The sequence below is a fragment of the Gimesia aquarii genome, from assembly GCF_007748195.1.
GTDB classification, from domain to species: Bacteria; Planctomycetota; Planctomycetia; order Planctomycetales; family Planctomycetaceae; genus Gimesia; species Gimesia aquarii.
Map to the genome: position 1 here is coordinate 3,031,512 of NZ_CP037920.1, position 14,397 is coordinate 3,045,908.

The 14,397-nt window shown below is 44.3% G+C and carries 7 protein-coding genes; 2 read left to right on the forward strand and 5 right to left on the reverse strand.

Translation table 11 applies throughout. From position 1 onward, the window contains the following. Positions 1-4: 4 nt before the first annotated feature. Positions 5-1,435: a cardiolipin synthase gene (gene cls / locus V144x_RS12170; protein ID WP_144985427.1), complete on the reverse strand. Its 1,431-nt coding sequence runs from the start codon at positions 1,433-1,435 to the stop codon at positions 5-7. A gap of 222 nt (positions 1,436-1,657) precedes the next feature. On the opposite strand from cls, the gene V144x_RS12175 reads away from it, so the two are divergent. Next, positions 1,658-7,843 carry an alpha-2-macroglobulin family protein gene (locus V144x_RS12175; protein ID WP_144985428.1) on the forward strand — a complete coding sequence of 2,062 codons (6,186 nt, stop codon included), beginning with the start codon at positions 1,658-1,660 and terminating at the stop codon, positions 7,841-7,843. Between the two features lie 12 nt (positions 7,844-7,855). Here V144x_RS12175 and V144x_RS12180 read toward each other — a convergent pair whose 3' ends face one another. From V144x_RS12180 to V144x_RS12195, 4 genes are all read right to left on the reverse strand, one after another. Further along, the gene (locus V144x_RS12180; RefSeq protein ID WP_144985429.1) at positions 7,856-9,850 is read right to left on the reverse strand and encodes an ArnT family glycosyltransferase; all 1,995 of its coding nucleotides are present in this window, start codon (positions 9,848-9,850) and stop codon (positions 7,856-7,858) included. Positions 9,851-10,062: 212 nt separating this feature from the next. Then, a complete protein-coding gene (locus V144x_RS12185; protein ID WP_144985430.1) occupies positions 10,063-10,464 on the reverse strand; it encodes a hypothetical protein in 402 nt (133 codons plus the stop codon). Between the two features lie 139 nt (positions 10,465-10,603). Beyond that, the gene (gene mutS, locus V144x_RS12190) at positions 10,604-13,204 is read right to left on the reverse strand and encodes a DNA mismatch repair protein MutS (RefSeq protein ID WP_144985431.1); all 2,601 of its coding nucleotides are present in this window, start codon (positions 13,202-13,204) and stop codon (positions 10,604-10,606) included. A gap of 27 nt (positions 13,205-13,231) precedes the next feature. Then, positions 13,232-14,170 (reverse strand): ribose-phosphate diphosphokinase, encoded by a 939-nt coding sequence (locus V144x_RS12195; RefSeq protein WP_144985432.1) that lies wholly within the window; start codon positions 14,168-14,170, stop codon positions 13,232-13,234. Between V144x_RS12195 and V144x_RS12200 the strand changes: the two genes are divergently transcribed. After that, entirely contained in the window at positions 14,169-14,360 is a 192-nt protein-coding gene (locus V144x_RS12200; protein ID WP_144985433.1) for a hypothetical protein, read from the forward strand. The genes V144x_RS12195 and V144x_RS12200 overlap by 2 nt on opposite strands. Positions 14,361-14,397: the final 37 nt, after the last annotated feature.

Consider the following 14,397-nt stretch of genomic DNA (forward strand, 5'->3'; position numbering starts at 1 on the left):
CTATTTACATTACAGGTGCAAACAGGCGACAGAGGTTCTGCTTTAAAATTGTGATTTTTCTACGCTTGGCCCAGTCGACTTTCGTAATTTTTGTTGCAGTAAGAATATCCTTTTCGGTTGATTCTATTAATCTTTGTGCAAATTTTCGATCGTAAATTGCCAGACCGACTTCAAAGTTAAGTATTAGACTTCGGAAATCAAAATTAGCTGTTCCTACCAAAGACCAGCAGCCATCGATTGCTAACGTTTTCGAGTGTAGAATCCCTTTTGTGTATTCAAAAATTTCTACTCCGGCATCCAGGAGAGAATCGTAATAAGAACGACCCGCATGTACCGTAGATGGATTTGCTGATTTGCCGGAAAGTAATAGCTTTACATGCACTCCTCTCTGAGCTGCTGACTCCAAAGCGGTTGTTAAGGATTCAGGTGGTACAAAATAAGATGTGGTTAGCTGAATACTTTCCCGTGCTTCATTGATCGCTGCAAACATAATTGTCAGAAAAACATCGGCATCTTTTTCCGGGCCAGATAAGAGGGTTTGGGCGGTCACATTCCCTGTTGGCTCCGGATGGGGATAGTAATGATATTGGGTCAACGCTACGCCTGTGGCAAAAAACCAGTCCTCTGCAAAGACCTGTTGTAGTTGTAACGCTTCAGGCCCTTCTATTTTTAAATGTGTGTCTCGCCAAAAACCAAGTTCTATAGTTTGTCCCAGGTACTCATCACCAATATTCATTCCACCGGTGAATGCTACATTTCCATCAACGATTACGATCTTACGGTGGTTTCTTAGATTGATCGACCATCGTTCGCGAAAAGTGGCGCCCGGAAGAAAAGGTGCTACTTCAATTCCCGCCTCAAGCATGGGTTTAAAAAAGCGATGTCTTAACTTTAGTGAGCCAAAACCATCGTATAGAAAACGAACCTCGATGCCAGCCTTCGCTTTCTCGATTAATAAATCTCTGATCTGAGTACCGGAGCGATCAGGTTGCCAAATATAGTATTCAAGATGAATAGAACTTTTGGCATTTAAAATCGCCTGTTTAATCAGTCCCAAGGTACGATTGGTATCTGTCAGGAGTTCAACATGGTTACCAAAAGTTGGGACGGTGTGACCGACGTTTTTGGCTAATCGCATCATGTTCCGATTGAAATGCAGGTAGCCATCCATGGAAAGTAATTGATTCTGGATGACTTGTGGAAGTTTGGGAGCAAGAGACTGGTTAGACCTTTCTTTTGAAAGAGAACGCCTTTGTACGCGATTGATTCCAAAAAAGAGATACAAGATCCCACCCAGACCAGGTAACAAAATAATTGTTAAGATCCAGGAGATCGAAGCAGAGGGGTGGCGTTTTTTTTGTAGAAGAATCGTTGGAATCAGAGCCAGAGTGATCAGGTAGCCACAGAGTGACAAAACGCCCATTATCCAGTCCATAGATTCGTCTCTTTAGATGTCTCAAATGTGTATAATTTGAATAAAAGTCAGATTATGCAGGAATCTTTCTCAATCTCATACCTTGAATTTTATGAGTTGATTGAAAAATCTAATAATTCCTGGAACTGAACACCAGAATTATCTCGTCTCAATGTTAGAAATTACTATGATCCTCGTCTGATACTCTCAATACCAATTACATCTTTACATACAGGTTAAACAATGTTTCTACTTAGAATGAAGAAAAGTGCTCAATGGTCATTTATTCTTCTCTTTTCCAGTGTCTTGGGAGTCTATCTCTTTGCCGCAGAGAAAAAGATTTCCGATGAACGCGCCCTGGCTCAAACGTTTCAAAAGCAGGGAAAGTATCGAGATGCGTATCAAATCTATCAGAAGCTGGCGACTCGTCGCAATAATACCGGTTTAGGCATTACCAATGATCTGCTTGGAGGGATTCAATGTCTCAAACGGTTGAATCGCGTGAATGAGATTGATGAATTTCGTAAATCTATTTTAAAGGTACATTCTGACAAGCCGCGCGTGTTGTGGAAAATCGCTGAGAGTCTGATTCATGGACCGCATTATGGATATATCGTTGATCGCGAATTTATTCGTGGAAATCACAGAGGAGCAGCACAGTATATCAATACTCAGGAGCAAGACCGTTTACGTGCACTCCAATTGATGACCCAGGCAGTCGATCAATTGAAAAATAGCGATGGTACTGTGTTGGCGAGAGATATTTATTATGACTTCGCAATGTATTTTATGAATGGTCGTCAAGGAGGAAATGCCTGGAAGCTGCAGATTCTGACGGACTTGAACAAAGTGCCTGACTATCTGGACGTCAGCGAAAATTCCGGAAGATTCTACCGAGGCTATCTGGGTGAGGGACCGCAAGGAGCACCCGTCGATGCAGCAGGCAATCCGATATTTTACCGCGTTCCTCAATCCTACGAGACTGCTGCTAACGACGGAGAACGCTGGCGCTGGATGTTGAACCGAGTGGTCTTACTGGGGCCGACTCGTCGGCAGGATGCATCCTTTCAAATTGCGAACTTTTATCATAGCCAATTTGGCGTTCAGACATTGCAGAGCTATATGGGGTATTTTTCGCGGATTAATCTCGATCAAAGTGAAGCAGAAAATGAACAAGTCAATCCATTTTCTTTGGAAAGCCTTAAAGAAACAGAGACGCTAACCAGACTGGCAACAGGTATTAAAAGGATCAATCTTCCAGATGACGTCAACTTTATTCGCTTGTACCAAAAGATTGTTGAAATGGGGAAGAGCATTTTTGCAGAAAATGCATTATCTCAATTGGCAAGCATCTTTGAAAACCGACGACAATATCCGACTGCAGTAAAGTATATTCAAGAGAGCATTCAAAAGTACGGTGACCCTTACAAACATAAACAGAAGCGACTTGACCAGATTATTAATAACTGGGGGCAATTTGAACCGATTGGAACGCAGGCAGCCGGTTCGGGAGCTAAAGTAGGCTTCCGTTTTCGAAATGCAGAACAGATTCAGTTTGAAGCATATGAAGTACATGTAGAAAAATTGTTGAATGATGTCAAAGACTATTTGAAGACACATCCCAAACAGTTGAATTGGAATGCGATTAATATTTCAAACCTGGGATATCGTCTCGTCCGTGAACAGCAGAAAAAATACCAAGGCAAACTGGTTTCTCAGTGGGAGTTAGATCTTGACCCACTTTCTGGTCACCGTGATCGATTGATTACAATCAATACACCATTGCAGAATGCAGGAGCATATTTGTTGATTGGAAAGATGAAAAATGGTAATACCAGTCGGATTATTGTTTGGCTGGATGACACAGCGATCATTCATAAAAAGTTAGCGGGGCGTACTTATTATTACGTTGCTGACTCTCGTACCGGTAAACCAATTCCCGATGCGAATCTGGAGTTTTTTGGTTATTGGCAAAAACATACGGGGCGAAACCAGTATCAAATGCTGACATCTAATTTTGCAGAGCAGACAGATGAAAATGGTCAGGCGTTTCCTGATGCGACTCTGCTAAAGACAAAATATCAATGGATCACAATTGCCAGAACTAAGTCAGGTCGTTTTGCCTATTCCGGTTTTGAACGATTCTGGTATTCGCGGTCAGTCAATGAAAAGTACCCACAGCGACCGAAAGTATATGGGATTACCGATCGTCCTGTATACCGACCCGGGCAAACCGTTAACTATAAATTCTGGTTACGCCGTGTCGGTTATGATTTAAAGGATACAACCGAGTTTGCTGATTATAAATTGAGCATCAAACTGAGAGACAATAAAGGTAAAACAATTTTTGAAAAGACTCTCACCACTGATACATTTGGTGGTGTCAATTCTGATTGGGAGATTCCCAAGGATGCAGGACTTGGTGTGTACTATCTGCAATTGCGCGCAGAATATCTCGCTTCTCAAGGGGCAAGCAGAAAATCAACAGTTCGGTCAAATATTTCATTTCGGATCGAGGAATACAAAAAGCCGGAATTTGAAGTTCTTGTTGAGGCTCCCAAAGAGCCCGTCGCATTAGGAGATACAATCACTGCGAAAATTAATGCCAAATATTACTTTGGCAGTCCCGTGACGAAGGGGCAAGTAAAATATAAAGTCACAAGAACCGCCTATGAGCAACGCTGGTACCCCTTTAGCCGCTGGGATTGGCTGTATGGAACGGGATATTGGTGGTTTGTCAGTGATTACCATTGGTATCCCGGCTGGGGGATTTGGGGTTGTCGAGCGCCAGGCCCATGGTGGATTCCCCATCGCTCCGCTCCCCCTGAGTTGGTTCTTTCAAATACGGTTGATATTGGACCGGATGGCAAAGTCGATATTAAAATTGAGACTGCTTTAGCGAAAGCCATTCATGGCGATCAAGATCATAAGTATGAAATTACTGCTGAAGTGGTTGATGAGTCGAGAAGGACCATTGTGGGTAAGGGAACGGTCCTTGTATCTAGAAAGCCGTTTAAAGTCTTTGCCTGGATGAATCGCGGCTATTATCAGGTGGGAGATACAATGACCGCCTCGTTCAAGGCACAGACTCTGGATTCAAAACCGGTGACTGGCAAAGGAAAAGTCATTCTCTATCGCGTGACATATGATGATCAAGGGACGCCAAAAGAGACTGCTGTCCAGGATTGGGAACTAAATCCAGCCGATGATGGAACGGCCAATCAGAAAATGTCAGCTACCCAAACGGGACAGTATCGTGTTGTGTATACGGTGACTGATAAAGCAGGAAATAAAATCGAAGGTGGGTATCTATTTTCGATTCGCGGCGAAGGATTTGATGGCAAGGAGTATCGCTTTAACGATCTTGAAATTGTGGTTGAGAAGAAAACCTATCGTCCAAATGAAAAGGTTCGAATTCTGATCAATACCAATCAGGCAGATAGTACAGTGTTGCTCTTCCTCAGACCGGTCAATGGAATCTATTCGAAGCCACATGTTCTCAAGATTGCAGGAAAAAGTACGGAATACGAATTGGATGTCAGTAAGAGTGATATGCCAAATATCTTTGTGGAAGCGGTTACAATCCATCAGGGTAGAGTCCATACGGTGGCACGCCAGATTGCAGTTCCTCCGGAAAAACGGGTGATCAATGTGGAAGTTGAACCTTCCGAGAAGGAGTATCTCCCAGGACAGGATGCACAGATTAAACTCAAAGTCACTGACACAGAAGGCCAGCCAATCGAAGGTTCACTCGTCGTGAGTATGTATGATAAGAGTGTCGAATATATCAGTGGAGGTTCCAATGTTCCCAATATTAAAGATGCCTTCTGGAAATGGAAACGTTCACATCATCCATTAACTTATAGTAGTCTGAATAAAACATTTCGTAATTTGTTACGACCCAAAGAAATCCCGATGCGCGTGATTGGCACCTTTGGTCATCTGGTCGGCGAATCAAAAGATAAAGCGCAGAAAATCGATGGGTTTTTCGGGGCTCGAAATGGCCGTGGTAATTTGAGTAAATCGATCACCAGATTAGGGAGTGCAATACAGAGTCGAATGCCTTCAAGCAACGCCGCTATGGAGATGGCAGAAGCAGAGTCGGCAGGAGCGTTCGCAAAAGTTTCGGCTGTGGTCGAACCTGTGGTCAGGCAGAATTTCGCAGATACTGCCTACTGGAACGGGCACATCACTACAGATGCAGAGGGCAGGGCAGAAATTTCTTTGAAAATGCCTGAAAATCTGACAAGCTGGAAGATTCGCAGTTGGGCCATGGGACAAGGCACTCGTGTGGGAGAAGGAGAGGATCTGGTTGTGACCAGAAAGAACTTGATTCTCCGTTTGCAAGCTCCCCGCTTTTTTACTGAGACAGATGAAGTGGTTCTCAGTGCGAATGTGCATAATTATCTGAAAACATCCAAACAAGTGAAAGTCGTTTTAGAATTAGATGGCGATACATTACAGCCGTTGAACGGAGCAGCACAGACAGTCGAAATTCCCGCGAACGGTGAAAAACGCATCGATTGGCGGGTGAAAGCAGTTCGTCCCGGTTTTGCTGTAATTCGTATGAAAGCATTAACGGATGAAGAGTCAGATGCAATGCAGATGACATTTCCTGTCAAAGTACATGGGATCTTAAAAACGGAGTCGTATACCGGTTCCATTCCTGCCGACGCTAAGTCAGCTCAGATTAGCTTCCAGATTCCGAGTCAGCGGAAATCAGAGCTGTCTCGCCTGGAATTGCGCTATTCGCCATCTTTGGCAGGAGCGATGGTTGATGCCCTGCCTTACCTGATTTATTCACCTCATAAAACGACCGATACCACTTTGTATCGTTTTCTCCCCACGGTAATCACTCAGAATATTCTGAAACGTATGGGATTGAACTTGAAGCAAATCGAAGAGAAACGAACTAACTTAAATGCGCAGGAAACGGGCGAGGATAAAAAACGTTCCGCACAGTGGAAACGCTATGATCAAAATCCCGTATTTAGTGAAGCAAAAGTGAGCCAAATTGTGAAACAGGGAGTGGCTGACTTAACCAGTATGCAGTTGGCAGACGGAGGTTGGGGCTGGTTTTCCGGTTGGCAGGAACGCTCATCGCCATACTTTACTGTCCGCGTCGTACAGGGATTGAGTCTGGCTAAACAAAATGGAGTTGCATTGGTACCCGGAACTTTGGAACGAGGAATTGACTGGTTGAAACAGTATCAGGCGAAAGAAGTACAGAAACTACTCAATGCGCCCAGTAAAACAAAACCATATAAACTGACTGCTTCCAATCTGGATGCTTATATCTTTATGGTGCTGGTCAATCAAAAAGTCGTTAACGAAAAAATGTACGACTTTTTGTATCGAGATCGGACGAAACTATCGGTCTATGCTTTGGGAATGTTAGGACTGGCTTCAGAGGAATTGAATCGTCAGGATCGACTCCAGATGATTGTTGAGAATATGGATCAGTATTTAGTTCAGGATGAAGAAAATCAGACTGCTTATCTGAATTTGCCTGAAAGTAATTACTGGTGGTATTGGTACGGTAGCGAAGTGGAAGCGAATGCTTACTATCTGAAGTTGTTATCGAAAACCGATCCTAAAAACCCCAAAGCGGCTCAATTAGTTAAGTATCTGTTGAATAATCGTAAGCATTCCACTTATTGGAATTCTGTTTCCGATACTGCGATTGCAATTGAAGCACTTGCGGAATTCTGGTCTGCCAGTGGAGAAAATCAACCCGACTTGACTTTAGAAATTTATCTCGATGGTCAAAAGCAGAAAGAAGTAACAATTACAGCAGAGAATCTTTTTACTTTTGGCAATAAGTTGGTGGTTGAGGGGGATGCCCTCTCTGCAGGCGCTCATCGGTTAGAGATTCGAAAGACAGGCTCAAGCCCCTTGTATTACAATGCCTATGTAACCAACTTCACCAAAGAGAATTTCATCACAGAAGCGGGACTGGAAATTAAAGTCCAACGAAAATATTACCAGCTAATTCCAGAGAAAGCCTCTACGAAAGTTTCTGGTTCGCGCGGTCAGGCGGTTGATCAGAAAGTCGAGAAATATCAACGCAAGTTAATTGATTCAGAGACGGCCCTCAAGAGCGGCGACCTGGTAGAAGTCGAGCTCGTACTTGAGAGCAAAAATGATTACGAGTACCTAGTTTTTGAGGATTATAAAGTAGCAGGATTTGAGCCCGTTGGAGTCCGCAGCGGATATGCCGGCATTGGATTAAAGGCTTACCGCGAATATCGTGACGATCGCGTTGTGTTTTATGTGAGACGTTTAGCACGTGGAAAACACAGCCTCAATTATCGATTACGGGCAGAAATACCGGGGCTCTTCAGTGGCTTACCTACTCAAGGTTACGGCATGTATGCCCCCGAGTTGAAAGCGAATTCGGACGAAATCAAAGTCAAAATCAGCGATTAAGGAAATTTGGTACTAGATGGGTTCCCAGAAGGCGCCATTCCATTTGCTGAGCCGATTTTGGGATACATCAAAGAGGTAGATCTGCCGATCTGCAAATATTGATTGTAATTTTGCTGGCTCGTCTCGGTCAGCACGATAACGTCCCATTAGAACCGACTGATTTAATTCAGGCTCGTTAATCACAAAATCAATGTGTCGATCTGCCGGATCATGAGCGATGAGTATGAGCGCCGGTTTTTCTATCTTTGGGTACTGTTGTATCATTTTTTGTAGCTGGAAATGTTTTAGCTTTGAAAAAGCCACATTATTAACCACGGTTTCCAACTTCGAAGAAGTCCATAGAGGGGAAATCGATGTCAGATTGGTCAAAACTGCGACCAACAACATAGAGATCCAGAGTAAAAACATCAAAGGCCGACCAATTTGTCTCCAGATTCTAAATAAAGTTTGGGTACTTCGTGCAAAAATCAATGCCCAGAGTGGTCCAGATTCAAACACATAGTGCCAGTGCATAATGCCATCATACCAGTAGGGAATATGAACGAAATGTAGTGAGATAATTGAGGCAAAAATCATCCACCATCGGCTTGCCTTTCTAATCTCGGTGATTAGAAAAATCAGTCCTGCCAGTCCGAGGGGAATGATTCCGAGGGTCCATTGCAGGCTGGCCAGAAATCGGTTTTGTACATTTTGCACTGCTAATGTTGGAGTCAGGTTTTCAGCCCATTTATCATAGTTTTCTAATACTTTGGGACCGAGTTTTTGCTCTCCCCGAATCACATTGTTGAACCCATAGACATGGCGGGGGGTATATATATCGGTATAAAGCTGGTAAGGCATTTTCCAACCACTACCGGTGATGGACTGATTGTAAAAAAATAAGCCGAGCAAACCACAGCTTAATGGAATTGCCAGACCAGTGGTCAATACCCAAGCAGGACGCTTCGTTTTCGAGTCTTGAGATTCTGACTTCGCCGAGTGATCTTTTTTACTGAAACAGGGTTTGATGAGAAGGAGTAGCAGCCAAATTCCAAAGGGGAGTGCAAAGCCTGCCGCCGTCATGGGACGACAAAGCATCGCGAATGTTAAACCGATTCCTGCCAGCGTTGCATCTCGTAGCGTGTAAGTCCGCTGCATTCTTAAAAATGACCAAAGGAAAAGAGCAAGGCCAACTAAAGTGGGGTGATGTGCTAAAAGCAGGTTACTGAAGATCGCCATGCCCGGTGAAAGTGCAATCACCAAACCGGCGAGAAAACCAACTCCATTTCCACCTAATTCTCTACCTGTCCAGAAAATGAAGAACGTAGTCATTGCGCCTGCCAGCCAATGGCCCCAATAGGGATGTCCCCAGGCGACAAAGGGCGCTAACCAGATTCCGGTTCCTGGAAAATAACGACTGGCCATTTTACCTTCATTCAGTACATGTACTTGATCGAAAAGCTCAGGCGCATCGGGATGACTCGGAAATGAAGTGCGGCCTTCCAGAAACGTTTTGGCCTGAAACAGGTAGCTGTACTCATCATGATATGCAGGTGGTAGATCACCCATTGCGAGCTTGAGTTCGTCATTCACGATGTGAGAGGCTGTCCAGACACTCATGAATAATGAACAGGATGAAACCAACAGACAGAGGCAGATCGCCATGAAATCCAGTTTTCCTGAAGCTTGTTTTGTTCTGACCCATTCTTTAGAGAGTCTGGGGAGAAGTACCTTTGAGAAAAACTTGAAATTAAAGTAAGGGCGAATAAACCAGCAGATGGGACTCAGAAGTAATAGAATAAAATACGGACTGGTATCGACGTTCATTTGTAAAAAGAAACGGGTGAGAAAGGGGAGGTTCTGGTCTTCGGATTGAACTCGATCCCATTCGTAGGGGCTTAAGAAGCAAAAGAGCAGAACTACAAATAACAGATGGAGCAGGGGAATCCAACGAGAGTGAGATGGTTGGTCCGGAAGACTTTCATGGTGTGCTTTAGACCTAGATGAAATTGGTTTTTCCGAATCCATGAGCCAGTACTAATTTCTGAATGTCTTTATAAATTTCAACTCAGCCGGGAATACATTTCGAAGACTGAGAATAGAAATAAAGGACATCGAAGAGAGCTTGATTATTTTCCACAGTATAGCTTTGCAGAGGACTCAAAAGAAAGGGCGTGGTTTTATGTTAAACCACGCCCTCGTACATGTTTCATCGGCTAGAAAAACGAAGCGATTCGGTATTATTTTTTCACTGTTTTTTTACTGGTTTCTTTCTTACTGGCAATGTCAGACAGAATTTTATCTAAAATTGATTTTTGTGAAGCTGTCAGAACGGTTTTACATTCTGCTTTCCGTTTTGAATTCAGTTCAGCAAGTTGCTTTCTAAGACTATCCATCTGGGATTTGTAGTTCGCTTGTATTTTATAGATTTTGTCGCGCTGTTCTTTTGAGAGGTTCAGTTTCCCATAGTGAGGTGGAACGCGAACTTTTGATTTCTTACGAGTTGTCTTGGTTTCTTTGGAGGTGGCTTCTGTGGATTTCGTTTCTTTCTTTTGGGCTGGTACTGAGTCAGCTGTGCAAATGGTCAAAGCAATTCCTGTGAACAAAACGACAATTAAGTTAGTAAGCTTATTGGTGCGCATAATGGCCCTCTTTAAAAAAAGATTCTCATGTCAGTAAAAGGCAACGAACACGCCTTTAGAATAAGAATATTTTGTACATATGTGTGTCTGTGATTCAACTGACAGAATGAAATATATTGAAAATTTGTCAATTATATATTCATTTCAGTTGTTCACGAATTCTGTACAATTCTTCAAGTGCCGCCAGGGGAGTAAGCTCATCGACATTCAAATCTCGGATTTCGTCGAGCACGGGATGAGGGGTGTTACCAAACAGAGAGAGCTGTTGTTGAGAGGATGTTTTTTGAGGTCGAGGTGGAATGGTTGGCTTTCCACTGGCATCAATATGATCTTTTTCGAGTGTGGAAAGAATTTGATTAGCGCGGTGAATGACTTGTTCTGGTATACCTGCCAGGCGGGCTACATGGATTCCGTAGCTTTTATTCGCGGAGCCTTCAATAATTTTGTGAAGAAACACAATTTCGCCATCCTGCTCATGTACGGCGACATTCCAGTTACTGGCTTGTTTCAGCGATTGTGTTAATTCTGTGAGTTCGTGGTAGTGAGTTGCGAACAGCGTACGAGCCTTGATCTGGTCATGTAGATGTTCAGTCATAGACCATGCCAGGGAAATTCCATCATACGTGCTGGTTCCCCGTCCGATTTCATCCAGGATGACCAGACTGCGTTCAGAAGCGGAATTGAGGATACGTGCCGCTTCTGTCATTTCGACCATAAAGGTACTTTGCCCTTTACTCAATTCGTCACTGGCTCCCACGCGTGCAAAAATACGGTCCGCAATTCCAATACGGGCTTCACTGGCAGGAATGAATGAGCCAATCTGTGCCATTAACGTGAGTAGAGCTGCCTGACGGATATAAGTACTCTTTCCTGCCATATTGGGACCAGTAATGATCTGGACGCGTCCATATGGATCGCCGAGCAAAACATCATTGGGAACAAATTCACCTGTCGGTTGCAGACGGTCGAGTACGGGATGCCGACTCTCTCTGATATCCAGCACTGGTTCTTCCGTGACTTCGGGACGGCAATAACCAGCATGAGTGGCAAGGTGTGCTAAACCGAAGAGCACATCAATTTGTGCGAGTACCTCAGCCGTTTTTTGAGTACGTGGTGCTTCTTTGGCAACACGTTCCCGCAATTCGTCAAACAGTGTTTGTTCCAGCTCTATGGCCCGGTCTTCTGCTTTGAGTACTTTTTCTTCGTACTCTTTCAGTTCAGGCGTGATATAGCGTTCCTGATTCTTAAGAGTTTGTTTGCGAATATAATGCTCTGGTACTTTAGCAGCATGAGCGGCTGAAACCTCCAGATAATAACCAAAAACTTTATTATAGCCGACTTTGAGGTTGGGAATGCCGATGCGTTCCGATTCTTCATTACGATAGCTGGCAATCCATTCTTTCCCTCCACGCGATAGCGAGCGGAGTTCATCCAGTTCTTCGTTAAATCCAGGACAGATTACGCCTCCTTCGTTGAGAGTCAGTGGAGGATCTTCCACAATCATCGATTCAATATCCGCACGCACTTCGACACAGAGATCAATTCTGGTTTCAAGTGTTTGGAGCAACTCTGATTTTCTACCGGTAAGTTTCGCTTTCAGTTTAGGCAGTAACGCTAACGTCTGTGCTAGAAAACTCAAATCACGGGCACTGGCTCTCCCGGTTGCAATGCGCGCGGTGAGTCGTTGTAGATCATAAGTCTTGGCAAGTTCTTCTCTAATATCATTAACCAGTACCGGGTTGTGTAAGAGTTCTTCAACAGAGTCGAGTCGTTTCTGAATTTCATTCAAGTTTGTTAATGGGTTCGCAATCCATTCTGTCAGTAACCGAGCACCCATCGAAGTGACAGTTTCATCGAGAACCGAAATCAGACTACCTTCTCGTTTCCCTTCACGAATCGTGCGCGTCAATTCCAGGCTACGTCTCGTCGCTTCATCAATTAATAAACGATCACCGCGTTCATAAGGTTCGATCTGATTGATATGCGGAATCGCACTTTTTTGTGTTTCTTCCACATATTCAAGCAGAGCACCAGCGGCTGTGATGGAAGGAGATCCCTGCTCGAGATTGAAACCTTCCAGTGTCTTAGTACCAAAGTGTGATAGTAAACGTTTTTCACACACATCCGCTGCAAATGACCAGGGAGGGCGTTCAGTCAGCATTGTATCGAGGTGCCCTACCGCATTTTGCAGTGCTGAATTTCCTTCCGCAAAAATACATTCTGCCGGATGGATGCGGGCCAGTTCGTCAATTAAATGTTCTGCTGTCGTGTTCGAAGTCAGGAAACGTCCCGTGGATAGCTCCAGCCAGGCCAGGCCAATACTTGATTTTCCGAAGTGAATACTTGCCAGGAAGTTGTTCTCGTGAGGATCGAGTAAGGCGTCGTCAGTCAGTGTGCCCGGAGTGACGACTCGTGTGACTTCGCGTTTTACCATCCCCTTGGCTTTTTTAGGATCTTCTACCTGATCACAAATAGATGCCCTGTAGCCGGCATGAATTAATTTATAGAGATAATTATCCAGCGAATGGTGTGGGAAGCCCGCCATCGGGATGGGATTACTGGAAGATTTATCGCGACTGGTGAGTGTGATTCCCAAAATACGGGCTGCGATCTCGGCATCTTCATTAAAGAGTTCGTAGAAATCACCCATGCGAAACAAAAGCAGAGTTCCCGGATTCTGGCGTTTGACTTCCAGATACCGCTCCATCATGGGGGTTAGCTTCTTGCCTGTTTTAGTCATGCGTCCTGTTTTTCTCTGACGATTGGTTTACTTTTTCGTTCTCTTTTCCGGAAATAGTGTACTGACGCTGGTGCGGTCATGAATGGATCGAATGGCAGCAGCGAATGAATGAGCCACTGAAATGACCTCCAGATTATCGGGCAGAGGATCAGCTAAGGTTTCAATCGTATTGGTCATGAACATTTTCTTCAACGGACTATTGCCAATTCGCTCTGCTGCTCCTTTGGATAATACACCGTGTGTGACCGCGGCATAAATATCGTTGGCTCCTTTTTGCTTCAAGGTCTCAGCCATGCTGATCAAAGTGCGGCCTGTGATTGTGAAGTCATCGACAAGGATCACATTTTTGCCTTCCACTTCACCAATCACTTCCAATACTTCCACGGTTTCTGAATGGTCTTTGCGGGCTTTATTTCCAATGACGACTGGAACTCCCAGTAGTTTAGCAAAATCTGAAGCTTCTTTGGCAAATCCAACATCGGGGCTACAAACAACAAGATTTTCGATATTCATTTTTTGAATATGTTCGCCGATGACATGGCGGCCGTAGAGATGATCAACGGGAACGCTGAAAAATCCCTGAATTTGTGGACTGTGTAGATCCATGGTCAGCACGCGGTCTGCTCCAGCCACTTCAATTGCGTCAGCGCAGACCCGGGCACGGATTGAAACGCGAGGTTCGTCTTTCTTGTCTCCTTTTGCATAGCTGAAAAAAGGGATCACAGCGGTAACCTGCTGTGCACTGGCGCGTTTCAGAGCATCGATCCAAAACATGAGCTCAACAAAATTATCGTTCACCGGATAATGGACGCCTTGAATGAGATAGACGTCGCGCCCTCGAACATTTTCCTTAATACGAACAAAAATATTGCCTTCACTGAACTGGTGCGCTTCACACGGTGTCAAACGGATGCCCAACTCATCGGCAATGGCTTGCGCAAGGATGGGATTACCGGAACCAGCCATGATGGTCAGATCACCTTGTGGAGGCTGGAAGGGCTGGACTCGGGGGCCTCTGGAGAGTGGATTCGGAGAATTAGCCATTAATAAACAGATCAATCAAACAGGGCAATTTTATGCCGGAAAACATTACTATTCTTGGGAATTCTGGATTATTTCACTTTACTCCATTCACGAAGAAAAGCAGACTCCATAATATCGATGCTGAATCGCAAAACAAGCGAACGCCAGCC

Bases quoted from the DNA above. Each gene is read 5' to 3' on its own strand.
- cls (WP_144985427.1), bottom strand. From the start codon at position 1,435: ATGGACTGGATAATGGGCGTTTTGTCACTCTGTGGCTACCTGATCACT.
- V144x_RS12175 (WP_144985428.1), top strand. From the start codon at position 1,658: ATGTTTCTACTTAGAATGAAGAAAAGTGCTCAATGGTCATTTATTCTT.
- V144x_RS12180 (WP_144985429.1), bottom strand. From the start codon at position 9,850: ATGGATTCGGAAAAACCAATTTCATCTAGGTCTAAAGCACACCATGAA.
- V144x_RS12185 (WP_144985430.1), bottom strand. From the start codon at position 10,464: ATGCGCACCAATAAGCTTACTAACTTAATTGTCGTTTTGTTCACAGGA.
- mutS (WP_144985431.1), bottom strand. From the start codon at position 13,204: ATGACTAAAACAGGCAAGAAGCTAACCCCCATGATGGAGCGGTATCTG.
- V144x_RS12200 (WP_144985433.1), top strand. From the start codon at position 14,169: ATGATGGTCAGATCACCTTGTGGAGGCTGGAAGGGCTGGACTCGGGGG.
- V144x_RS12195 (WP_144985432.1), bottom strand. From the start codon at position 14,170: ATGGCTGGTTCCGGTAATCCCATCCTTGCGCAAGCCATTGCCGATGAG.